Annotated in this window: 17 protein-coding genes; 2 read left to right on the top strand and 15 right to left on the bottom strand. The window is 71.1% G+C overall.

Annotation, left to right across the window (positions count from 1 at the left end):
• Nucleotides 1-11 precede the first annotated feature (11 nt).
• The 4 genes from acnD to R0232_RS34805 form a co-directional block, all read right to left on the bottom strand.
• Nucleotides 12-2,636 (bottom strand): Fe/S-dependent 2-methylisocitrate dehydratase AcnD, encoded by a 2,625-nt coding sequence (acnD, locus tag R0232_RS34820; RefSeq protein WP_431513853.1) that lies wholly within the window; start codon nt 2,634-2,636, stop codon nt 12-14.
• Between the two features lie 55 nt (nt 2,637-2,691).
• A complete protein-coding gene (locus R0232_RS34815; protein ID WP_093345741.1) occupies nt 2,692-3,675 on the bottom strand; it encodes a tripartite tricarboxylate transporter substrate binding protein in 984 nt (327 codons plus the stop codon).
• A 120-nt stretch (nt 3,676-3,795) separates the two neighbouring features.
• Complete coding sequence (gene prpC, locus R0232_RS34810) at nt 3,796-4,953, bottom strand: bifunctional 2-methylcitrate synthase/citrate synthase (RefSeq protein ID WP_431513852.1); 1,158 nt, start codon at nt 4,951-4,953, stop codon at nt 3,796-3,798.
• 5 nt (nt 4,954-4,958) lie between these two features.
• The gene (locus R0232_RS34805; RefSeq protein WP_208513781.1) at nt 4,959-5,354 is read right to left on the bottom strand and encodes an acyl-CoA thioesterase; all 396 of its coding nucleotides are present in this window, start codon (nt 5,352-5,354) and stop codon (nt 4,959-4,961) included.
• Nucleotides 5,355-5,477: 123 nt separating this feature from the next.
• Here R0232_RS34805 and R0232_RS34800 point away from each other — a divergent pair, with 123 nt between their 5' ends.
• Together R0232_RS34800 and R0232_RS34795 are read left to right on the top strand one after the other, a co-directional pair.
• Entirely contained in the window at nt 5,478-6,917 is a 1,440-nt protein-coding gene (locus tag R0232_RS34800; RefSeq protein ID WP_431513851.1) for a short-chain fatty acyl-CoA regulator family protein, read from the top strand.
• Between the two features lie 361 nt (nt 6,918-7,278).
• On the top strand, nt 7,279-11,658 hold the full coding sequence (locus tag R0232_RS34795; protein WP_431513850.1) for a hypothetical protein: 4,380 nt from the start codon (nt 7,279-7,281) through the stop codon (nt 11,656-11,658).
• A 98-nt stretch (nt 11,659-11,756) separates the two neighbouring features.
• Here the strand turns inward: R0232_RS34795 and R0232_RS34790 are convergent, their stop codons facing one another.
• The 11 genes from R0232_RS34790 to R0232_RS34740 form a co-directional block, all read right to left on the bottom strand.
• Nucleotides 11,757-12,803, bottom strand: a complete 1,047-nt coding sequence (locus tag R0232_RS34790; RefSeq protein ID WP_296783351.1) for a LacI family DNA-binding transcriptional regulator — start codon at nt 12,801-12,803, stop codon at nt 11,757-11,759.
• Nucleotides 12,804-12,849: 46 nt separating this feature from the next.
• Entirely contained in the window at nt 12,850-14,037 is a 1,188-nt protein-coding gene (locus R0232_RS34785; protein ID WP_431513849.1) for a fumarylacetoacetate hydrolase family protein, read from the bottom strand.
• Between the two features lies 1 nt (nt 14,038).
• Complete coding sequence (locus tag R0232_RS34780) at nt 14,039-14,806, bottom strand: enoyl-CoA hydratase/isomerase family protein (protein ID WP_057590038.1); 768 nt, start codon at nt 14,804-14,806, stop codon at nt 14,039-14,041.
• 31 nt (nt 14,807-14,837) lie between these two features.
• A complete protein-coding gene (locus R0232_RS34775; protein ID WP_431513848.1) occupies nt 14,838-15,980 on the bottom strand; it encodes a hypothetical protein in 1,143 nt (380 codons plus the stop codon).
• Nucleotides 15,977-17,182, bottom strand: coding sequence for a CaiB/BaiF CoA transferase family protein (locus R0232_RS34770; RefSeq protein WP_093345697.1), 1,206 nt, complete (start codon nt 17,180-17,182; stop codon nt 15,977-15,979). Before R0232_RS34770 ends, R0232_RS34775 begins: the two co-directional genes overlap by 4 nt.
• Before the next feature lie 31 nt (nt 17,183-17,213).
• Nucleotides 17,214-18,395 (bottom strand): ABC transporter ATP-binding protein, encoded by a 1,182-nt coding sequence (locus tag R0232_RS34765; protein ID WP_431513847.1) that lies wholly within the window; start codon nt 18,393-18,395, stop codon nt 17,214-17,216.
• A 167-nt stretch (nt 18,396-18,562) separates the two neighbouring features.
• The gene (locus R0232_RS34760) at nt 18,563-19,393 is read right to left on the bottom strand and encodes a carbohydrate ABC transporter permease (RefSeq protein WP_431513846.1); all 831 of its coding nucleotides are present in this window, start codon (nt 19,391-19,393) and stop codon (nt 18,563-18,565) included.
• Nucleotides 19,393-20,343 (bottom strand): carbohydrate ABC transporter permease, encoded by a 951-nt coding sequence (locus R0232_RS34755; protein WP_093345691.1) that lies wholly within the window; start codon nt 20,341-20,343, stop codon nt 19,393-19,395. The genes R0232_RS34760 and R0232_RS34755 overlap by 1 nt, the downstream gene beginning before the upstream one ends.
• Before the next feature lie 22 nt (nt 20,344-20,365).
• Nucleotides 20,366-21,622 (bottom strand): ABC transporter substrate-binding protein, encoded by a 1,257-nt coding sequence (locus R0232_RS34750; protein ID WP_431513845.1) that lies wholly within the window; start codon nt 21,620-21,622, stop codon nt 20,366-20,368.
• Between the two features lie 204 nt (nt 21,623-21,826).
• Complete coding sequence (locus R0232_RS34745; RefSeq protein WP_431513844.1) at nt 21,827-22,588, bottom strand: SDR family NAD(P)-dependent oxidoreductase; 762 nt, start codon at nt 22,586-22,588, stop codon at nt 21,827-21,829.
• A gap of 42 nt (nt 22,589-22,630) precedes the next feature.
• Entirely contained in the window at nt 22,631-23,692 is a 1,062-nt protein-coding gene (locus R0232_RS34740; RefSeq protein ID WP_208513560.1) for a LacI family DNA-binding transcriptional regulator, read from the bottom strand.
• Nucleotides 23,693-23,757: the final 65 nt, after the last annotated feature.

Here is a 23,757-nt window from a genome sequence, read left to right as displayed (position 1 = left end):
GTGATGGGTTCTCAAGCGGCCGCGGTGTTCGCGGCCAGGAAGTCTTGCGCAAAACGCTGCAGCACGCCGCCGGCCTCGTAGATGGACACTTCCTCGGCGGTGTCGAGGCGGCAGGTGACCGGTATGCGCAGCTCCTCGCCATTGCGGCGATGCACGATCAGCGCGAGGTCGGCGCGCGGGGCCGGTTCGCCGGCCACGTCGTAGGTCTCGGTGCCGTCCAGCCCCAGCGTGAGCCGCGTGGTGCCGGGCTTGAACTCGAGCGGCAGCACGCCCATGCCGAGCAGGTTGGTGCGGTGGATGCGCTCGAAGCCCTCGGCCACCACCGTTTCGACGCCGGCCAGGCGCACGCCCTTGGCGGCCCAGTCGCGCGAGGAACCCTGACCGTAGTCGGCACCGGCCACGATGATCAGCGGCTGGCGGCGATTCAGGTAGGTCTCGATCGCCTCCCACATCCGCACCACGCGGCCCTCGGGTTCGATGCGCGCGAGCGAGCCCTTCTTCTGCACCCCGTCGACCACCGCCATCTCGTTCACGAGCTGCGGATTGGCGAAGGTGGCGCGCATCGCCGTCAGGTGGTCGCCACGGTGCGTGGCGTAGGAATTGAAGTCCTCTTCCGGCAGGCCCATCTTCGCGAGGTACTCGCCGGCGGCGCTGTCGCGCAGGATCGCATTCGACGGCGACAGGTGGTCGGTCGTGATGTTGTCGGGCAGCAGCGCCAGCGGCCGCATGCCGCGCAGGGTGCGCGGGTTGGCCGCGAGCGCGCCCACGCCCTCGCTGTCCCAGTAGGGCGGACGGCGGATGTAGGTGGACTGCGGGCGCCAGTCGTACTGCGGGCTGGCCTTCTCGCCGTGGTCGGCATGGATCGCGAACATCGGCTCGTAGACCTGGCGGAACATCTCGGGCCGCACCGAGGCGGCGACGATCGCGTCGATCTCCTCGTCGGCGGGCCAGAGGTCGGCCAGGCGGATCTCCTTGCCGTCGACCACGTCGAGGATGTCGCGCTCGATGTCGAAGCGCATCGTGCCCGCGATCGCATAGGCCACCACCAGCGGCGGCGAGGCCAGGAAGGCCTGCTTGGCGTAGGGATGGATGCGGCCGTCGAAGTTGCGGTTGCCCGAGAGCACGGCGGTGGCGTAGAGGTCGCGCTCGACGATCTCCTGCTGGATCTTCGGATCGAGCGCGCCCGACATGCCGTTGCAGGTGGTGCAGGCGAAGGCGACGATGCCGAAGCCCAGCTGCTCGAGCTCGGCCAGCAGGCCGGCGTCGCGCAGATAGAGCTCGACGGCCTTCGAGCCCGGCGCCAGCGAGGACTTGACCCAGGGCTTGCGCACCAGCCCCAGCCGGTTGGCGTTGCGCGCCAGCAGCCCGGCCGCGATCACGTTGCGCGGGTTCGAGGTGTTGGTGCACGAGGTGATGGCCGCGATGATCACGGCGCCGTCGGGCATCAGGCCCGCGGCCTCCTGCTGGCGCGCCTCGTGCAGGCCGATGGCGATCTCGCGCTCGGCCAGCTGCGAGGTCGGCAGGCGGCGGTGCGGGTTCGACGGGCCCGCCATGTTGCGCACCACGCTGGAGAGGTCGAACTTCAGCACGCGCTCGTAGGTGGCGGATGCCAGCGCGTCGGCCCAGAAGCCCGCGGTCTTCGCATAGGTCTCGACCAGCGCGACCTGCGCGTCCTCGCGGCCGGTGAGCCGCAGGTAGGCCAGCGTCTGTTCGTCGATGTGGAACAGCGCCGCGGTGGCGCCATATTCGGGGCACATGTTGGAGATGGTCGCGCGGTCGCCGATGGTGAGGCTGCGCGCGCCCTCACCGTAGAACTCGAGGTAGGCGCCGACCACCTTTTCCTTGCGCAGGAACTCGGTCAGCGCCAGCACGATGTCGGTGGCGGTGATGCCCGGCTGGCGGCGGCCCGTGAGCTCCACGCCGACGATCTCGGGCAGCCGCATCCACGAGGCGCGGCCGAGCATCACGTTCTCGGCCTCGAGCCCGCCCACGCCGACCGCGATCACGCCCAGCGCGTCGACGTGCGGCGTGTGGCTGTCGGTGCCCACGCAGGTGTCGGGGAAGGCCAGGCCGTCCTGCACGTAGACCACGGGCGACATCTTCTCGAGGTTGATCTGATGCATGATCCCGTTCCCCGCGGGGATCACCTCCATGTTGGCGAAGGCGCGCTTGGTCCACTCGATGAAATGGAAGCGGTCCTCGTTGCGCCGGTCCTCGATCTCGCGGTTCTTCTCGAAGGCTCGCGGGTCGAAGCCGCCGCACTCCACGGCCAGCGAGTGGTCGACGATCAACTGCACCGGCACCACCGGATTCACCTGCGCCGGATCGCCGCCCTCGGCCGCGATCGCATCGCGCAGGCCCGCGAGGTCGACCAGCGCGGTCTGGCCCAGGATGTCGTGGCAGACCACGCGCACCGGGAACCACGGGAAGTCGCGATCGCGCCGGCGCTCGGCGATCTGCAGCAGGCATTCGTCGAGGATCGCGGGATCGCAGCGGCGCACGAGGTTCTCGGCATGCACGCGCGCGGTGTAGGACAGCGTGTCCCAGGCACCGGGGCGCAGCGCTTCGATGGCGGCGCGCGCGTCGATGTAGTCGAGCGCGGTGCCGGGGAGTTTTTTTCTGTGGCTAGAAGTCATCGTGGGAAGCGGGCAGGAAAGCGATGCGGCCCCGCTGCGAGGGGCCGCGCGGGGTTCATTCGGAGCGGATGTCGTTGTCCTTCACGACCTTGGCATAGCGCGGGATCTCGGTGCCGATCAGCGCGCCGAACTGCTCGGCGCTGCCGCCGGCCGGCGACACGCCGGTGGGATCGAGCTTCGCGACCAGTTCCGGCGCCTTGAGGCCGGTGTCGAGCGCGCCGTTGAGCTTGGCGAGCACGGACGGCGGCACGCCCCGGGGCGCGATCAGGCCGTGCCAGGCCACCACGTCGTACGCGGGCAGGCCGCCGCTCTCGGCGATCGAGGGGATGTCGGGATAGGCCTGCAGCCGCTTCGCCGTGGTGACGGCGAAGGCGCGCAGCCGGCCCGACTGCACGTGCGGCATCAGCGCCTCGGTGCCCGCGATCAACATGTCGACGTTGCCCGCCACCAGGTCGGTGACGGCCGGCCCGGTGCCGCGGTACGGCACGTGCGTGGCCTTGACCTTCGCCATGCCGAACAGGTACTCGCTCACGATGTGCAGGTGGCTGCCGTTGCCGGCCGAGGCGAAGGTGAGCTTGCCGGGGTTCTGGCGCGCGAAGGCCAGCAGTTCCTGCAGGTTCTTCGCGGGCACCTTCGACGGGTTGACGCACAGCACGTAGGCGCCCTTGGAGAGCTGGATCACCGGCGTCATCTCGGCCACCGGATCGAAGCGCAGCTTGTAGAGCGAGGGATTGACCGTGTAGCTGCCCGCGATCAGCAGCAGCGTGTAGCCGTCGGGCGGCGTGTGCAGCGCGTACTCGGTGCCGATGGTGCCGCCGGCGCCGGGCCGGTTGTCCACCACCACCGACTGGCCCAGCTGCTGGGTCAGCACGTTGGCCGCCACGCGGGCGATGAAGTCGGAGCCGCCGCCCGGTGCGAAGGGGCAGACGATGCGCAGCGGCTTGTTCGGGAACGCCTCCTGGGCGCGGCTCAGGGTGGCGGCGGGCAGCGTCAGTCCCGCCAGGGCGGCGGCCGAGAAGGCGCGGCGATTCAGCGTCATGGTCTTGTCTCCAGTGTTGTCGTTCGGTGTGGGAGCGCGCCGCCCCGCGGGGCGGCACCGCGGAGTGTGCTCCGAGCGACATCGGCCTGGAAGGACTTCACCGCGCCTCAGCCTCTCGCCTCAGGCGCGCGCCTCGATCGGCACGAACGCCAGGTCCTCGGGACCGGTGTAGTTCGCGCTCGGGCGGATGATCTTGTTGTCCACGCGCTGCTCGATGACGTGCGCGGCCCAGCCGCTGGTGCGCGCGATCACGAACAGCGGCGTGAACATGGCGGTGGGCACGCCCATCATGTGGTAGCTCACGGCGCTGAACCAGTCGAGGTTGGGGAACATCTTCTTGACCTCCCACATCACCGACTCGAGCCGCTCGGCGATGTCGTACATCTTGGTCGAGCCGGCCTCTTCCGACAGCCTCCGGGCCACGCCCTTGATCACCACGTTGCGCGGGTCGCTCACGGTGTAGACCGGGTGGCCGAAGCCGATCACGACTTCCTTGGCCTCCACGCGGCGGCGGATGTCGGCCTCGGCCTCGGCCGGGCTGTCGTAGCGCTTCTGGATCTCGAACGCGACCTCGTTGGCGCCGCCGTGCTTGGGGCCGCGCAGCGCGCCGATCGCGCCGGCGATGGCCGAGTGCATGTCGCTGCCGGTGCCGGCGATGACGCGCGCGGTGAAGGTGCTGGCGTTGAACTCGTGCTCGGCATAGAGGTTGAGCGAGGTGTGCATCGCGCGCACCCAGGCCTCGGAGGGCTTCTGTCCATGCAGCAGGTGCAGGAAGTGGCCGCCGATCGAGTCGTCGTCGGTCTCCACGTCGATGCGCTTGCCCTGGCTGCTCCAGTGGTACCAGTACAGCAGCATCGAGCCGAGCGAGGCCATCAGGCGGTCGGCGATGTCGCGCGCGCCCGGCAGGTTGTGGTCGTCCTTCTCGGGCAGCACGCAGCCCAGCGCCGAGACGCCGGTGCGCATCACGTCCATCGGGTGAGCGCCGGCCGGCAGGCTCTCGAGCGCTTCCTTCACGCTCGCGGGCAGGCCGCGCAGCGCCTTGAGCCGCGCCTTGTAGGCCTTGAGCTCGGCGCGCGTGGGCAGCTTGCCGTGCACCAGCAGGTGGGCGATCTCCTCGAACTCGCAGACCTCGGCGATGTCGAGGATGTCGTAGCCGCGGTAGTGCAGGTCGTTGCCGGTGCGGCCCACGGTGCACAGCGCGGTGTTGCCCGCGGTCACGCCCGAGAGGGCGACGGATTTCTTGGGGCGGAAGCCCGCGGGGGCGGTGGTTTCGGTCATGGGGTTCATGCGGTTTCTTCGTTGAGGTAGGCGCGATCGATGGCGGCGGGACGACCGGCGGCGTCGACCGCCACCATCTCGAACACGCCCTTGAGGACTTCTTCGGCCGGCGCGCCGGGCACGTCGGCCAGGCCGGTCACGCACACGGTCATCGAGCTGCGGCCGATGCGGCTGACCCAGCCGCGCAGCAGCAACTGGTGGCCCACCGGCACCGGCGCGAGGAAGTCGACGCCGGTCACGCCGGCCATCACCACCTCGCGCTGCGCCAGGCCGCGCGCGGCCAGGAAGGCGGCCTTGGTCATCAGCTGCAGGCCCTGCCCGGCGAACAGCGTGCCGCGGTGGTTGGCATGCACCGGCAGCACCAGTTCGCGCAGTTCTGTCGTTCCAGCGGGTGTTGTCATGCTTCGCAATCTACGCAGAGAATGCGGTTTGCAGAAGGACTGAAAAGGCAAATTCTTGCGAACCCCAATCCTCCAATTTGCAAATTTTGCGAATTTCCCCGCATTCGCAGCGAAGGCGAAACGATGAAGAAGACATTCATGGGCGTGCGCCTGCGCAGCCTGCGCGCGGAGCGCGGCCTGTCGCAGGTGGCGCTGGCCAATGCCCTGGAGCTGTCGCCCAGCTACCTCAACCAGCTCGAACAGAACCAGCGGCCGCTGACGGTGGCGGTGCTGCTCAAGATCAGCCGCGCGCTCGGCGTCGACATCCAGCAGTTCTCCGAGGACGAGGAGGCGCGGCTGGTCGCCGGCATGCGCGAGGCGCTGGCCGACGCCGCCGAGCCGGTGGCGCTGCCCGAGCTGCAGGAGGTGGCAGCGCAGATGCCCGCGCTGGGCCGCGCGCTGCTGGCGCTGCACCGGCGCAACCTCGAGGCGATGGAACAGCTCGAGACCATGGCGCTGCGCCTGGGCGACGAGCGCTCGGGCCTGGCCGCGCCGCGCGCCATGCCCTTCGAGGTGGTGCGCGACTTCTTCTTCGCGCACCAGAACCACTTCGACACCCTCGACCGCGCGGCCGAGGCGCTGGCGCGGGAGGCGCAGCAGGCGCAGGCCGCGCCGGGCGCGCGCGAGCACGGCGGCCATCTCGCCGAATGGCTGGTCGAGCGGTTGCGCCAGCGCCATGGCGTGCGCGTGCTGCTGACCGACGACACCGAGGTCAGCAAGCGCCGCTACGACGCCGCGCAGCGCAGCCTGCGGCTGTCGCCCGCGCTCGAGCCGGGCCAGCAGGCGTTCCAGCTCGGCACCCAGCTCGCGCTGCTCGAGCTCGGCGCGGCGATCGACGCGCTGGTCGACGCGCCGCCCTTCACCGAGGACCCGGCCTCGCGCAAGCTCGCGCGCATCGGCCTCGCGAACTACTTCGCGGGCGCGCTGCTGCTGCCCTATGGCGCCTTCCTCGAGGCCGCGGAATCGCTGCGCTACGACATCGACCTGCTCGGCCAGCGCTTCGGCGTCGGCTTCGAGACCGTGTGCCACCGGCTCAGCACGCTGCAGCGGCTGGGCGCGCCCGGCGTGCCCTTCTTCTTCGTGCGCGTGGACAAGGCCGGCAACATCTCCAAGCGCCAGTCGGCCACGCACTTCCACTTCAGCCGCACCGGCGGCACCTGCCCGCTGTGGAACGTGTACGAGGCCTTCGCGCAGCCCGAGCGCATCCTGCCGCAGCTCGCGCGCATGCCCGACGGGCGGCGCTACCTGTGGATCGCGCGCTCGGTCTCGCGCGGGCAGCGCGGCTGGGGCTCGCCGCGCAAGACCTTCTCGATCGGACTGGGCTGCGACATCCGCCATGCGCCGCGGCTGGTGTATGCGAAGGGGCTCGACCTGCAGGACCCCGAGGCCGCCACGCCGATCGGCATGGGCTGCAAGGTCTGCGAGCGCGAGCGCTGCCCGCAGCGCGCCTTTCCGTTCATCGGCGAGACGCTCGACGTGGACGAGAACCAGAGCCGGTTCGCGCCCTACGGCTTCGAGCGCTAGGCGTCGCGGTGCCCCCGCGCGGGCGCCGTCCGACGGCTTTTCGACGCCTTCGCCGGCGCCGTGGCGCGACCCCGGAACCCGCTTGGCGTTCCGGAAAAAAAGCGCCCCGCGTTACGTAACGCGCGGCGAAAAGCGGTGTTACGCATGTTCCCGCCGCGTGTTACCCCAAACGCCAAAAGCCTTTTGAATCAACGAGATAAGTCGATCACGGTGCCGTAACAAAGGCCTGTCATGGCGGCAGCGCGAAGGCGGCACGCATGTTGCCCCTGTAGGCCATATCTTTGTCACAGAGGCCGCCATGACTACAACACAATCATCGACCCCGACGACCCCGGCCACCACCGCAAACGGTGGGGCGCCCGTGGTCCTCGCTCAAGCCACCGCCTCGCCGATCGCCCCGATGGGCGCGGCCGCGGCAGTGCCCTCCTCGGCACCCGCGGCCGCCGCGCCCGCCAGCATCGGATCGCTATCGAATGCGACGCCCGGCACGACCATCGTGCGCGACGGCGTGAGCATCCCGGTGGACGGCAACCAGTCGCTGATCGCCGGCGACCGCGTGATCGTTCCCGATGGCGGCCAGGCCAACGTGCTGTTCCCCGGCTCGGCCACCAACAAGGCGCCGCTGGCCGGCGTCTTCGCGGGCGGCACCGATGCCACCGTCACGTCGACCAAGCTGCCGGGCGGCCTCGAGCAGGTGAATGTCGACGTGGCCTCGGGCGACCTCGCCGTCACCCCGCCCGATGCCGACGCCGATGCGGCGGCGCTGGCCGTTACCAAGAAGCTCGCCACCGGCGGCGGCCTCGGCGTCGGCGAGTTCGCGCTCGGCGCGCTGGGCGGCATCGCGCTGGCCGCGGCCCTGGGCGGCGGCGGCAGCGATTCGAGCGTTCCCTTCTTCATTCCCGGTGTCGGCGATTCCGATGCGGATGCCGATGCGGACGCGGATGCCGACGCCGATGCGGACGGTGATGCCGACGCAGACGCGGATGCCGATGCGGACGCCGATGCCGACGCGGATGCAGACGCCGATGCGGATGCCGACGCAGATGCGGACGCTGACGCGGATGCCGACGCTGACGCCGATGCAGACGCCGACGCCGACGCGGATGCCGACCACCTGCTGGATCCGGGCGACGGCACCGTCGGCCACGTGATCGATGCCGTGGACAACACCCTGGGCCTGGGCGGCGCGCTCCAGACCGTGAAGCCCATCGTCGACAGCGTCACCGACGTGATCGACGACGTGCTCGCGCCGATCGCCGGCAGCGACTTCACGCCCAACGATCCCAACGAGTTCGATCCCGTGGACAACGTGGTCGACCATGTCACCACCAACCTCGGCGGCGTGCTGTCCCCCGTGGTCGACGGCCTGCTGGGCGGCGGCACCACCGGCGCGATCATCGACACGCTCAATGGCCAGGTCGACTACCTGACCGATGCGCTGAACAACATCCTCGAGAACGTGCTGGGCAGCGACGGCCTGCTGGGCGGCGTGACCACCGGCCTGGGCATCGACGGCCTCGTCGACGGCCTGCTGGGCGACGACGGCGTGGTCGGCCAGGTGCTCGACGGCCTGCTCGGCGAGCACAGCCTGCTCGGTGGCCTGCTGGGCGAAGACGGCCTCGTGGGCGGCCTGCTCGGCGACGACGGCCTGCTCGGTGGCCTGATCGGCGAAGGCACGGCGGTCGGCAGCCTGCTCGACACTCTGCTGGGTGACGGCGGCCTGCTCGGCGGCCTGGGCGGCGAAGACGGATTGCTCGGCGGCCTGCTGGGCCCGGCACTCGGCGAAGGCGGCCTGCTCGGTGGCCTGCTGGGCGACGACGGTGCCCTCGGCGGCCTGCTCGGCGAAGACGGCATCGTGGGCAGCCTGCTCGGCGACGACGGCCTGCTCAGCGGCCTGCTCGGCAGCGAAGGCCTGAGCGGCGGCCTGCTCGGACCCGACGGTCTGGTCGGCAGCCTGCTGGGACCGGATGGCGTGGTCGGCAGCCTGCTGGCCGACGGCCCGCTCGGTGGCCTGCTCGGCGGTGAAGACGGATTGCTCGGCGGCCTGCTGGGTGACGACGGCCTGCTGGGCGGTCTGCTCGGCGACGACGGCCTGCTCGGTGGCGTGCTCGGCGAAGACGGCATCCTCGGCGCCGGTGGCCCGCTCGGCGGCCTGCTGGGCGACGACGGCCTGCTCGGCGGTCTGCTGGCCGATGACGGCTTGCTCGGTGGCCTGCTCGGTGACGACGGCCTGCTCGGCGGCGTGCTGGCCGACGACGGCCTGCTCGGTGGCCTGATCGGCGGCGATGGCCTGCTGGGCGGTCTGCTCGGCGATGACGGCCTGGTCGGTGGCCTGCTGGGCGACGACGGCCTGCTGGGTGGCCTGCTCGGCGAAGGCGGCATCCTCGGCGGCGTGCTCGGCGAGGACGGCCTGGTGCCGAGCCTGCTCGGCGACGACGGTCTGGTCGGCGGCCTGCTGGGCAGCGACGGCCTCGTGGGCGGCCTGCTCGGTGAAGACGGTCTGCTCGGTGGCTTGCTGGGCGGCGTGCTCGGCGGCATCGGCGGTGGCGGTGGCGGCACCGGTGCCCAACTGCTCGACCCGACCGACAGCATCGTCGGCGGCCTGGTCGACGGCCTCAACGACGGGCTGCTCGGTGAGCTCGGCCTGGGCGACGTGCTCGCCCCGGTGGTCGGCCTGACCGACAGCCTGACCGATACGGTGAGCGGCCTGCTGGGCCCGGTGCTCGGCGACACCTTCACGCCGAACGACCCGAACGTGCTGGATCCGGTGGACGACCTCGTGAGCCAGGTCACCGACGGTGTCGGCGGCCTGCTGAGCCCGCTGACCGACCAGCTGCTGGGCGCCGGCACCACCGACGCACTGCTGGGCGCGGTGGGCACGCAGGTCGACTTCCTGACCGATGGCGTGGCGAATCTGATCGGCGGCGATGGGCTGCTGGGTGGTGTGCTGGGTGACGATGGTCTGCTGGGCGGTTTGCTCGGCGGCGACGGCGGCCTGCTGGGTGGCGTGCTGGGTGACGACGGTCTGCTGGGCGGTTTGCTCGGTGGCGACGGTGGTCTGCTGGGTGGCATCCTGGGCGACGACGGTCTGCTGGGCGGTTTGCTCGGTGGCGACGGTGGCCTGCTGGGTGGCGTCCTCGGCGATGACGGTCTGCTGGGCGGCTTGCTCGGCGGCGACGGCGGCCTGCTCGGCGGCATCCTGGGTGATGACGGCCTGCTGGGCGGCTTGCTCGGCGGCGACGGCGGCCTGCTGGGTGGTGTCCTGGGTGACGACGGTCTGCTGGGCGGCTTGCTCGGTGGCGACGGCGGCCTGCTGGGTGGCGTCCTGGGTGACGACGGTCTGCTGGGCGGTCTGCTCGGCGGCGACGGCGGTTTGCTGGGTGGTGTCCTGGGTGACGACGGTCTGCTGGGCGGCCTGCTCGGTGGTGACGGTGGCCTCCTGGGCGGCGTCCTCGGCGACGATGGCCTGCTCGGTGGCATCCTGGGTGACGATGGTCTGCTCGGCGGCGTGCTCGGTGGCGACGGTGGCCTGCTCGGCGGCATCCTCGGCGATGACGGCCTTCTCGGCGGTCTGCTGGGCGGCCTGCTCGGCGGTGGTGCCGATGCCAGCGCCTCGGCCAGCCTGATGGTCGCGGCCGATGCGCCGGCCGACGGTGGCCTGCTCGGCGGTCTGCTGGGTGGCGAAGGCGGCCTGCTCGGCGGCATCCTCGGTGACGACGGCCTGCTGGGCGGTCTGCTCAGCGGTGACGGTGGCCTGCTCGGCAGCATCCTCGGCGACGATGGCCTGCTGGGCGGCGTGCTCGGTGGCGACGGCGGCCTGCTCGGTGGCGTCCTGGGCGACGGTGGCCTGCTGGGCGGCGTGCTCGGTGGCGAAGGTGGCTTGCTCGGCGGCATCCTGGGCGACGACGGCCTGCTGGGTGGCGTGCTCGGCGGTGACGGCGGCCTGCTCGGCGGCATCCTGGGTGACGACGGCCTGCTGGGCGGCGTGCTCGGTGGCGACGGCGGTCTGCTCGGCGGCATCCTCGGTGACGACGGCCTGCTGGGCGGCGTGCTCGGTGGCGACGGCGGTCTGCTCGGCGGCATCCTCGGTGACGACGGCCTGCTGGGCGGCGTGCTCGGCGGTGATGGCGGCCTGCTCGGTGGCATCCTCGGTGACGACGGCCTGCTGGGCGGCGTGCTCGGCGGTGATGGCGGCCTGCTCGGTGGCATCCTCGGCGACGACGGCCTGCTGGGCGGCGTGCTCGGCGGCGGCGAAGGCGGCCTGCTCGGTGGCGTCCTCGGCGACGACGGCCTGGTCGGCGGTCTGCTCGGCAACGATGGCCTGGTGGGCAACCTGCTGGGCAGCGACGGTCTGGTCGGTGGCCTGGTGGGTGGCCTGCTCGGCAACGACGGCCTCGTCGGCAGCCTGCTCGGTGCGCTGGGCGGCGACGGCCCGGTGGCCAACATCCTGCAGCCGGTAACCGAGATCGCCAGCGGCCTGAGCGACACCCTCGCTCCGGTGGTCGATACGCTGACCAGCGCCGGCTCCGGTGCCCTGGCCCCGGTGACCGACATCCTGGCCGGCGCGACCGCGGCGGCGGCCCCGGTGGTCGCGACCGTGTCCAACGTGGTCGAGAACGTCGATCACGCGGTGGGCTCGGTGGTCAGCGACGTGGTGACCCCGATCACCAGCCAGGTCGAGCACACGGTGGGCAATGTGGTGACCCCGGTCGCCAACATCCTGCACGGCCTGCTGGGCTGATCGCGCACCGCGGCTCGCGCCGCGGCGCACGACGAGAAGGGGCGGACCGGCGACGGTCGGCCCCTTTTCTCATGGCGCCCCGCGGGGCGCGGTCCCGTTCAGGCGCTCCCGCGCTCGATCAGCTCGAAACCCAAATCGCGCTTGCGCGCCGCCGGCGTCTCGCTGCGCAGCCGCTGCACCAGCATGCGCGCGGCCTCCTCGCCCATGCGCACGGTCGGCACCGCGATGGTCGTGAGGCCGGGGTTGAGTTCCCGCGCGATCTCGTAGTCGCCGAAGCCCATGATCGCGAGCTGCTTCGGCACCGCGATGCCCAGCCGCTGGCAGGCCAGCAGCGCGCCCGAGGCCAGCAGGTCGCTCGAGAACAGCAGCAGGTCGCTGTCGGGGAAGCGTGCGCGCGCGGCCTCGAGCAGGGTGCTGCCGCTGCCCATGGTGTAGGGCAGGTCCTCCACCACCAGGCTGCGCGGCGCCTGGCCCGGGTAGTGGCGCGCCATGCCGGTGGTGTAGCCGTCCAGGCGCTCGCGCGCGCGGTCGTCGCCGGGGCGCGCGGCGCCCACGAAGGTGGGATGGCGGTAGCCGCGGCGCTGCGCATAGGCCACGGCCGCGGCCAGCGCCTCCTGGTTCGAGAAGCCCACGAGCTGGTCGATGGGCTTGCGCGTCCAGGCCCAGCTCTCGACCACGGGAATGGCGGCGCGCGCGAGCATCTCGCGCACCGCGTCGGTGTGGCGCGTGCCGACGAGGAAGAAGGCGTCGGGGCGTCGGCCCAGCAGGCTGCGCACCACGGCCTCCTCGCGCTCGTGGCTGTAGTCGGTGTGGCCGATGATCACCTGGTAGCCGGCCTGCAGCAGCACGTTCGACAGGCCCTGCAGCGTCTCGGCGAAGACCGAGGCCGCGATCTGCGGGATCACGGCGGCCACCGTCATGCTGCGGTTCGAGGCCAGGTGGCTGGCCGCGAGGTTCTGCACGTAGCGGGTGCTGCGGATCGCCGCCTCCACGCGCTCGCGCGTCTGCGGCGTGCAGCCCTCGGGGTCGCGCAGCACGCGCGACACGGTCTGTGCCGACACGCCCGCCACCTGGGCCACGTCGGCCATGGTGACGGAATTGGTGCCGAAGCGGCGGCGGCCCTGTCTTTTTTCGGGTTCTGTCATGGGTGGCCCGGATTCTGCCGCCAAGCGCGCCCGGCCACCGCCGCGCTCAAAGCCGCCCGCGCGCGGCGAGGTTGCGCATCAGCGCGCCGATGCCGAAGGTCCACGGCGGAACGCGGTCGCTGCGGCCGACCCGGTTGAACAGCGTGCCCAGCCGCTCGGCGCGGATCGCGACGCGGTCGCCCTCGTGGTGGGTGAAGCCGGCGCCCGGCGCGTCGCGGTCCTGGATCGGCGCGAACATGGTGCCGCAGAACAGCAGGATGCCGTCGGGGTACTGGTGATGCGCGCCCATGGCGTGGCGCACCAGCTCGAGCGGATCGCGGCTGATCTGCGCCATCGAGCTCGAGCCCTCGAGCACGAAGCCGTCCTCGCCTTCCACGCGCAGCTCGACCACGGTGGCGCGCAGGTCGTCGATGCCGTAGTGGGCGTCGAACAGGCGGATGAACGGGCCGATGGCGCACGAGGCGTTGTTGTCCTTGGCCTTGCCCAGCAGCAGCGCGCTGCGGCCCTCGAAGTCGCGCAGGTTGACGTCGTTGCCGAGCGCGGCACCGACGGTCCGGCCGCGGCTGTCGACGGCGAGCACGACCTCGGGCTCGGGGTTGTTCCAGGTCGAGCCCGGATGCAGGCCCACCTGCACGCCGGTGCCCACCGAGGCCAGCGGCGCGGCCTTGGTGAAGACCTCGGCGTCGGGCCCGATGCCGACCTCGAGGTACTGCGACCACAGGCCCTGCGCGAGCAGCACCTGCTTGAGCTGCATGGCCTCGGGCGAGCCCGGCACGATGCCCGAGAGGTCGTCGCCGACCACGGCCACCACCTGGCGGCGCACGGCCTCGGCGCGGCTCGCATCGCCGCGCGCCTGTTCCTCGATCACGCGCTCGACCATGCTGGCCGCGAAGGTCACGCCGGCCGCCTTCACCACCTGCAGGTCGTTGGGCGCGAGCAGGTGGCGCTGCGCGGGATCGGGGCCGTGCGCGGCGGTGCTTGCGAGCCAGTCGGCCAGCGTGCCGAGCGGCACGCCTTCGGCATCGCGCACGGCGCTGGCCGCATCCTCGCGCTCCAGCAGCGCCGAGACCGTGGGCGCGAGCGCGCCGATGTCGACCAACTGGCCTTCGCGCACCGTCACCAGCGTCGGGCCGCCCTGCTCGCCCGGCAGCCAGGCGCGGCCCACGAGCAGCGCTTTTTCCGCATCGATGGGCAGCGTGGCCGCGGCGTCGACCATGTCGGGAATCGCCTGCATCTCAGCGCCCCTCGAACACGGCCGGACGGCGCGCCTTGAAGGCCGCGCGGCCTTCCTTCGCGTCCTCGGTCGCGAAGCACACGGTCTGCAGGTCGCGTTCGTACTGGATCGCGGTCTCCAGCGGCATCGCATAGGCGGCGCGCAGGTTGGCCTTGGCGGTCTCGACCGCGATCGGCGGGCGGCTCGCGATGGTGGCGGCAATGGCCTGCGCGCGCGCCAGCAGCTCGGCGGCCGGCACCAGCTCGCTCACCAGGCCCCACTGCAGCGCCTGCTGCGCGCCGATGGGATCGCCGCCCATCAGCATCAGCGCGGTGTTCGAGGCGCCGATGCTGTGCGCGAGCATGTACGACATGCCGCCACCGCCGATCCAGCCGAGCTTGACCTCGGGCGCGCCGAAGCGTGCGTGCTCGGCCGCGATGCGGATGTCGCAGGACATGGCGGTCTCGAGGCCGCCGCCGAGCGCATAGCCGTTGATGGCGCAGACCACGGGCTTGCGCAGCGCGCGGATCGCGTCGCAGTAGTCGGGCCGGTTGCGGAAGGTCCAGGGCGTGTCGTAGCCGTCGAGCTCGGCGATGTCGCTGCCGGCGCAGAAGGCCTTCTCGCCGGCGCCCGTGATGACGACGGCACGCACGTCGGCGCGCGCGTTGCAGTCCTTCACGTGGGCGACCAGCGCATCGGCCATCTCGGGCGTGACGGCGTTGAGCTTCTCGGGGCGGTTGAGGATCAGGGTCGCGACCCGGTCGCGGACCTCGAAGAGGATGTGGTTCATGGCGATGTGGACTGAAGAAGGGAAGACGGGCTCAGACTTCGCTGCCCGCGGGCCGGTGGCTCTGGTAGAGGGACTGGAGCCGCTCGAGCGCGGCCCTGGCCGCGAGCCGGTCGGCGAGCATCTCGCGCACCAGCGCCGAGGCCGCGGTCTGGAACGGGATGTAGCCCGGGTGGCGCGGCCGCACGATCGCGGCCTCGAGCGTGGCCTGGGTCTGCGCGAAGAAGCCGTTCCAGGCGGTATTGACGCGCTCGTTGCTCCACGCGCTGCGCGCGCTCGGCTGGCCGTCGGCGAAGGGAATGAAGTCTTCCTGCATCGCCGGGCTCATCAGCGCGACGAGGTGGGCGCGCAGCGCATCGCTGACCGTCGCGCGCCGGCTCACCGCGAGGCCGGTGCCGCCGAGCGTCGAGCCGAGGCCGTGCGAACCCGCGGGCACGTCGGCGAAGTGCAGCGGCCGCGTGCCGGCGCCGGCCACCGCGTAGTTGACGTAGCCGTAGACCAGTGGGCAGTACACGGCCTGTGCATCGCGCGACATCGCATCGAGGATGCCGATCGGGTTGAGCCCGGCCCAGCCGCGGAAGGCCAGCGCATGCAGTTCCGACAGCAGTTCCCAGGCCGTGGTGGCGCCCTGACCCGTGAACAGCCGGCCGGGCTCGCTGCCCGTGGGCGCATCGCCGTGCGCGGCCGCCATGCTGAACAGCGAGAGCGCGGCATGCGGGCCGGCCAGCGACAGGCACACCGGCTGGCGCGCGGCCAGCGCGAGCACCTCGGCCCAACTGCGCGGCAGCGGGCCCTCGAGCCGGTCGCTGCGCGCCACCGCCACCTGCGTGGCGGCATCGAGCGGCAGCGCCCAGTGCACGCCGGCATAGCGGTAGCTGTCGAACGAGCGGCCGATGCTCTGGGCGCGCCAGCGCGCGAGGTCGTCGGCCGCGAACAGCGATTCGAGCGGCTGCAGGCAGTCGCCGGTCACCGCGTCGCCGATGTGCGGATGGTCGAGCACGATCAGGTCGTAGCGCTCGGCCAGGTCCTCGATCGGATGCGACTCGAAGCCCTCGAGCGGCTGGCGCTCCCAGTGCAGGTCGAGGCCCTCGGCGCGCGCGCGCTCGGCCGCGCGTTCGAGCGCGACGTAGCCGCGCGGATGGTCCCAGGTCAGGCCCTTGATCGGCGCGCCGCTCACAGCGTCTCTTCCCCGATCACCTTGGCCGCGAGCAGGCCGTCGATGCGCTCGGTGCTCCAGCCCAGCTCGCCGAGGATCTCGCGCGTGTGCTGGCCCGCCAGCGGCGCGCCGCGGCGCACGCTCGAGGGCGTGCGCGTGAACTTGATCGGGAAGCCCGGCGTCTTCACCTTGCCCTCGGTCGGATGCTCGTACTCGACGAAGGTGCCGTTGTGGACGATCTGCGGATCGTTCATGACGTCGGCATAGCCGTAGACCGGGCCGGCCCAGATGTCGGCCGCGCGGAACACCGCGAGCCACTCGGCGGTGCTGCGGTGGCGCAGCTTCTCGCGCGTGATCGAGAAGATCTCGTCGCGCCGCGCGAAGGTGTCGCGCTCGTCGTCGAAGTCGGCCAGCACCGGCGCGCCGATGGCCTGCGCCAGCGCCGCCATCTTCGGGAAGGCCAGCGCGAGGAAGCCGTCCTGCGTGGCGAACACGCCATAGGGCGCGCGGATGTAGACGTGGGCATGGGGCTCGGCCGTGCGCTCCTGCGGCTTGCCGGCCACGCTGAACACCGACAGCTCCTGCATCTGCAGCGCGACGATGGCATCGAGCATGTTGACCTGCACCAGCTGGCCCTCGCCGCTGCGCTCGCGGTGCAGCAGCGCGGCGATCACGGCCTCGAAGGCGGTCGAGGCCGTGATGGCGTCGACCAGGTACTGGCCCGCGGGCGACGGCGGCTCGCCGGCGCGGCCGGTGGAGAGCATGGCGCCGCTCATCGCCTGCAGCAGCAGGTCCTGCCCGGGCCAGAGCTTGTAGGGACCGTCCTCGCCGTAGCCCGACATCGAGACGTAGACCAGCCGCGGGTTGATCTTCGAGAGCGTGGCGTAGTCCACGCCCAGGCGCTCGGCCACGCCGGGGCGGTAGTTCTGCAGGAACACGTCGGAGCCGCGCACCAGTTCGTAGAGCGCGTCGCGGCCCTCGTCGCTCTTGAGGTCGACCGCGAGGCTGCGCTTGTTGCGGTTGAGCGAGAGGAAGGAGACATTGATGCGGTTGCCGCGCGCGCCGCCGGCCGAGACATGGCGCTGCCATTCGCCGGCGACCGGTTCGACCTTGATGACGTCGGCGCCCAGGTCGCCCAGGCGCTGGGCCGCGAAGGGGCCGGCCATGGCGATGGAGCAGTCGAGAACGCGGAAGCCCTCGAGGATGGCGGAGGATTTGTTCATGGAGTGTGTGGACGTGAGGGGTGGGAAGAATTCAGTGCGTGCGCGGCGCGGCGGCGAGGTTGCGGCCCGTGGCGGCGTCGAACAGCACGGCCTGCGCGGCATCGAAGCCGACCGCGACCGGGTCGCCGTTCGCGAGGTCGGTGTAGCCCGGCACCGTGACCATCAGGTCGGCGTTCGCGGCGCCTTCCTCGTCGTGCAGCGTGCGCGCCTCGGTGAGCGCGACCGCCACCAGCGACTCGGCACCGACATGCTCGACCAGCGCGATGCGCCCGGCCAGGCCCTGGCCGCCGCGCGCCACCGTCAGCGCGTTCGGCCGCAGGCCGAGCACCACCGCGGCGCCGGGCGCGGCCAGGCCGCGCAGGTGCGCGGGCAGCGGCATCGAGGCCTCGCCGCCGAGCGCGAGCGCGCTGCCGTCGGCGTTCACCGTGGCCTGCAGCAGGTTCATCGGCGGCGTGCCGATGAAGCGCGCCACGTAGAGGTTGGCGGGCGCCTCGTAGATCTCGCGCGGGCTGCCGAACTGCTGCACCACGCCGTCCTTGAGCAGCGCGATGCGCGTGCCCATGGTCATCGCCTCGACCTGGTCGTGCGTGACGTAGACGAAGGTGCCGCCCACGCGCTGGTGCAGCTTCGAGATCTCGGCGCGCATGGTGGTGCGCAGCTTGGCGTCGAGGTTCGACAGCGGCTCGTCCATCAGGAACACCTGCGGCTCGCGCACCATCGCGCGGCCGAGCGCCACGCGCTGGCGCTGGCCGCCCGAGAGCGTGCGCGGGAACTTGTCGAGCCAGTCGGTCAGCGCCAGCGTGCGCGCGGTGCGCTCCACCAGCTGCGAGACGGCCGGCGAGCGCTCGATGCGCCGCTTGGCCATGCCGCCGAGCAGCGGGATGTGGAACCACCAGCGGTGCTGCCGCATGATCAGCGGAAAGGCGATGTTGCGCCGCACCGTCATGTGCGGATAGAGCGCATAGGACTGGAACACGAAGGCGATGTCGCGTTCGGTCGGCGGCAGCTCGTCGACGCGGCGCTCGTTGATGTGGATCTCGCCGCCGCTGATGCTCTCGAGCCCGGCGAGCATGCGCAGCAGGGTCGACTTGCCGCAACCGGAGGGGCCGAGCAGCACGAGGAATTCGCCGTCGGGCACGTCGATCGACACGCCCTTGACGACATGCTTGTCGGCGAAGTTCTTGGTGATGTCCTGGAGCTTGATGGAAGCCATGGATTGAAGATCTAGCGTTTGGTTATTCGGGTTCGACGGGCGCTCAGAAGGCGTGAAGGAACCGTCGCGAGCGCCCCGAGGTCGCGTCGAGGACCGGAGCCGTACTCAGGTACGGCGAGGACCGCAGACGCGAGATCGGGGTGCGCAGCAGGTTCATTCATGCCTTCTCAGCCCTTGACGCTGCCGGCCGTCATGCCGGAGACGACGTGGCGCTGCACGATCAGGTAGAAGATGACGGCCGGCAGCGTGTACATCACGCCCACCGCCATCACGGCATCGAGCGGCGTGCTGAGCTCGCCGATGAAGCCGGCCAGGCCGACGGAGGCCGTGTGCAGCCGCTCCTCGGTGATCAGCGTCTGCGCGAACACGTACTCGTTCCAGCCATGGAAGAAGGAGATCACCGCGGCCGCGGCCAGCGTGGGCGCGATCAGCGGCACCACCACGCCCAGCACGATGCCGATGCGCGAGCAGCCGTCCACCCGCGCGGCCTCCTCGACCTCGATCGGCACGCCGTCGATGGCGCCCTTGAGGATCCAGGTGATCACCGGCACGGTGAAAGCGGTGTTCGCGAGGATCAGGCCGCTCAGGGTGTTGAGCAGCTGCATCTGCGCGAAGATCGCGTACAACGGCACCACCAGCATCGCCTCGGGCAGCATCTGGGTGGCGAACAGCCCGAAGCCGATCGCGCCCTTGCCGCCGAAGCGGAAGCGCGACAGCGCATAGGCCGGGAACACCGCCAGCGCGATGCTCAGCACCGTGGTGCCGATCGCGACGCAGGCGCTGTTGAAGAGCCAGCTCGCCACCGGCTTGATGGCGAACACGCTCGCATACACCGGCAGTTGCCCCAGCAACGGCAGCAGCTGCGGCCGGTCGGCGAACAGCGCTTCGGTCGGCGTGAGCGAGGTCACCAGCATCCAGTAGATGGGGAAGGCCGCTGCGCCCAGCAGCACCAGCACCGCGAGCATGCGCAGCGCCTGTCGGCTCATGGCGGCGTGCATCAGCGCTCTCCTTCGCGTTCGGCGCGCGCGGTGTAGCGGAAGTACACCAGCGTCACGGCCAGCGCGATCGCCACGCCCACCATGCCGACGGCCGCGGCCTGGCCCAGGTGGTGGTTGACGAAGGCGCGCCGGTAGAGGTCGATCACCAGCGTGTTGGTGGCACCCACCGGCCCGCCCTGCGTGAGCAGCCAGATCAGGTCGAAGCGGCGCAGCGACCAGATGGTGGAGAACAGTGCCAGCAGCGCGACCGAGGGCCGGATGGTGGGCCACACCACCGCCTTGAACACGCTGAGCCGGTCGGCGCCGTCCATCACGGCCGCCTCGCGCAACTCGGAAGGCACGCCCTGCAGCGCCGCCAGCAGCACCACCGACGCGAACGGGAAGATCTGCCAGATGGTGGTGATCAGCACCGCGGGCATGGCGTGCTGCATGCTGTCGAGCCAGTTCTCGCTGCCCGCGGCGATGCCGAAGAAGCGCAGCGTGTGGCCGAACACGCCGTACTGGGCGTTGTAGATCCAGATGAAGATCAGCGCCACCGCGACCGGCGGCGCGGCCCACGGGATGGTGACGGCGGCGCGCGCGATGCCGCGGCCGCGGAACGGCGCGTCGAGCAGCAGCGCCGAGGCCAGGCCCAGCCCGATCGCCGAGGCCACGCAGGCCACGGTGTAGAGCAGCGTGGTGAAGATCACGCGGTGGAAGTCGGGATCGTTCCAGAGGTCGGCGTAATTCTGCAGGCCGACCCATTCGCCCTGCGAGGCCGCGAGCAGCGAGGTCGAGGTGAAGCTCAGCACCAGTTCGCGCAACAGCGGATAGCCCTGGAACACGAGCAGGTAGAGCGTGGCCGGCAGCACCAGCGCATAGGGCGCGAGCGGATGGCCGTCGAGGCGCGCGCGGCGGCGCGCACCCTCGCGGCGGGCCACCGCGGCGGCGGAGGACAGCGTGGCGTTCATCGTCACGGGATGCAGCGCGGGTTCAGCGCTTGAGCACGCGGCTCAGCACGGTCTGCTGCGCGTCGTTCATCGCCTTGGCGGGATCGACGCCGCCCTGCAGCACCTTGATGACCTGCTCGATCACGATCTGCTGGATCTCGGGCGCCTTGACCTCGAGGCCCTGCGGCAGCGCGGGCACGCTGTTGGCGGTCTGCTGGTCGTAGACCGAGATCCAGGGCCACTTGGCGACCTCCTCGGCCGAGCGCGGCACGGCGATCGCGACGCTCGAGGCGCCGTGGATCAGCTGCAGCTCGCGCTGCGCCTCGGGCGTCAGCATCCACTGCAGGAAGGCACCGGCCGCGGCCTTGTTCTTGCTGTTGGCGTTGATGCTGATCGGCGCCAGGATCATGCCCTGCGCCTTGGTGGGAAACGGCGAGGGCGCGGCGCCGAACTCGAAGCCCTTGGCCTGGGTCGCGAGGTTGGCGGCCACGCCGCCGTTGTCGACCTGCATCGCGATCTTGCCCTCGGCGAACATGCGCCGGTAGGTGGCGGCATCGGCACCCTTGGGGATCGCGCCGGCGTCGTAGACCTTCTTGTAGGCCGCCACGCCCTCGATCACCTTGGCGCTGTTGATGGTCGGGTTGCCCTGCTCGTCGGACCAGCGGCCGCCGAAACCGTAGACGTAGTTGCACAGGTCATACCAGAAGCCGCCGCGCTCGGCCATGGTGGCGCGGTAGGCATAGCCGTAGTTGCCGGCGGCGGTCGCGGCCTTGGCGGCGGCCAGGAACTCGTCGAAGTTCGCAGGCGGCGTGCCCTTGAGCAACGCCTTGTTGTAGACCATCGCGTAGTTGCTGACCTCGAACACCACGCCGTAGCGCTTGCCGCCGATCTTCATGTACTTGTCGGGGCCGGTGAGCGGGAAGGCGCCGTCGGCGATCACGTCGTCGATGGGCACGAGGCGCTTGGCATCGACCGCGGCATAGAACTCGGGCAGGTCGAAGCGCACGAGGTCGGGGCCGGCATTGCCGCCCATCTGCGTGAAGACGGTGCTCGCGAAGGACGAGAACGGGATCGTGACCGGCTGGATCTCGACCTTGTCCTGGCTCTGGTTGAACTTGCCGATCCAGGCGCGCATCTTCTCGCCGCGCCCGGGCTCGGCGAAGCTCGATGCGGCGAAGGTCACGACCTGCTTGCCGGCGGCCTGCGCCTGGGCGCTGCCCGCGGCGAGCAGCTGCAGGGCCGGAACGATGGCGATCGCGGCGAGGGCCGCGCGGCGGCCGGTGAAAAGGCGTTGCTTCATGTGTGTCTGTCTCCGATGACGGCAGGCCCTGCCGTGGGATTCGAGGCGTCCGGCCGAAGCCGTCGCGCTGCTGTTGGCGAGATTATTAGCGCTAACTGTTAGCGCTAACAAGTACGACTTTAGCGTTGCAACCCGTGGCTGCGATCACGGGATTTCCCTAGCTGGTGGTGGAGGCGTGGAGCGGAGGGGTCGGGGCTCCGGCGGCTACTGCATCACCCAGCCGCCATCGACGTTGAGCGTCTGGCCGGTGATGAAGCCGCTGCCCTCGGCCGCGAAGAACAGCATCGCGTTCGCGATGTCGTCGGGCGCGCCGCGGCGCTTGACCGACTGGTGCTCGAGCACGAAGCGCTCGTAGCCCTCGGGGTCGGGATGGATCTTCTCGGCATCGGTCGGGAAGGCGCCCGGCGACACCGCGTTGACCGTGATGCCGTGCGGCCCGAGCTCGCGCGCCATCGCACGCGTCATGCCGAGCAGCGCGCCCTTGGAGGTGACGTAGGGCAGCAGCAGCGGCCAGCCGCCGTACATCGTGATGCTGACGACGTTGACGATGCGGCCGAAGCGCTGGCGCTTCATGTGCGGCAGCGCGGCCTGCACGCAGACCAGCGCCGCGTCGACGTTCACGCCCTGCACGCGGCGATGCTCCTCGATGCTGAACTCCTCGATGCTGCGCGAGGGATAGATGGCGGCGTTGTTGATCAGCACGTCGATGCCGCCCTGGGCCTCGAAGAGCGTGGCCAGTTGCGCCGCGAGCGCGCCGAGATCGGCGAGGTCGCCCTGCACGAAGCGCAGCCGCGCGCGCACCTCGGCGCCCTCGCCCTCCCCGGCCGCGACCAGGCGCTCGCCCTTGGCCGGATCGATGTCCAGCGCCAGCACCTGCGCGCCCGCGCGTGCGAAAGCCCAGCAGATGCTGGTGCCGAGTCCGCCGGCGGCGCCGGTCACCAGCACCTTCTTGCCTGTCATGTCCATGGTCGTGTCGTGTCTTTTGAAGTCGTGTGAGGAAAGGAGGGATCAGGGCAGGTTCTCGCGCACCGCGATGCCGGCGCGCACCGGCTCCACGCCCGCGAGCGCATCGCGGCCCGCGCGCAGGTTGGCGAAGATGCGCACGCAGTTCATCACCTCGGTCTGCGGGTTCTGGTTGATGGCCGCGTCGAGCGTGCCGTCGATCAGCATGGCGCGGGTGTCGGGCGTGATCTCGTGGCCGATGAAGACCACCTTGCGGTCGAGGCCCGCCTCCTTGAGCGCGCGGCCGATGCCTTCGGAGGCGCCGCCGATGTTGTAGAGCGCCACCAGGTCGGCATGCTGACGCAGCAAGGTGCGCGCCTGGCGGTAGTTCTGCGCCACGTCGTCGTGGCCCTCGCGCAGGCCCACCACGCGCAGCCCCGGGAATTGCTCGGCCAGCACCTGCAGGAAGCCGACCTCGCGCTCCTCGTGGCCGCGGTAGCTGAGGCTGCCCGCGATCAGGCCGACCTTGCCCGACTTGCGGTCGAGCATGCGGCCCATGAGATAGCCGGCGGTGCGGCCGGCCGCGTGGTTGTCGATGCCCACATAGGCGGCGCGGCGCGAGCCCGGCAGGTCCGACAGCAGCGTGAGCAGGTGCACGCCCTGGTCGGCCAGCGTCGCGACGGCCTCGCGCACGGCGGGATGCTCGAGCGGCACGAAGGCGATGCCGTCGCATTGCCGGCCATGGCGCAGCAGCCGCGCGGCGAGCACCTCGGCATCGAAGCCCTCGATCTCGACGCGGCGGCAGCGCACGTTGAAGGGCTCGAGCTGCTTCTCGACGATGCCGACGTAGTCGCCGAGCATGCGGATGAACTGGTTGGTGCCGGCCGGCAGCAGGAAGATCAGCTCCATCGGCCGTGGCCGCAGCACCTGGTGCAGGCTCTCGTCGGGCAGGTAGCCCAGCTGCGCGGCCGCGCGCACCACGCGCTGCACCGTGGCCGAGCGCACGCCCTTGCGCGCATGCAGCGCGCGGTCGGCCGTGGCCTTGGAAACGCCGGCCACGCGCGCGACGTCGGCCAGGCGCGAGCGGCCGGGGGCCTCGGCGGGGGGCGTCGATGTCTTCGTCTTCATGTCGCCGAGTATTCCGCGCAACGAGACGCCCTGCCGCGATGTCCGCACCGGCTCGCCCATCTTCG

The sequence above is a fragment of the Variovorax sp. DAIF25 genome (assembly GCF_050711835.1).
In the GTDB taxonomy this organism is placed as follows: Bacteria; Pseudomonadota; Gammaproteobacteria; order Burkholderiales; family Burkholderiaceae_C; genus Variovorax.
This window is presented reverse-complemented; position numbering and strand designations above follow the sequence as displayed.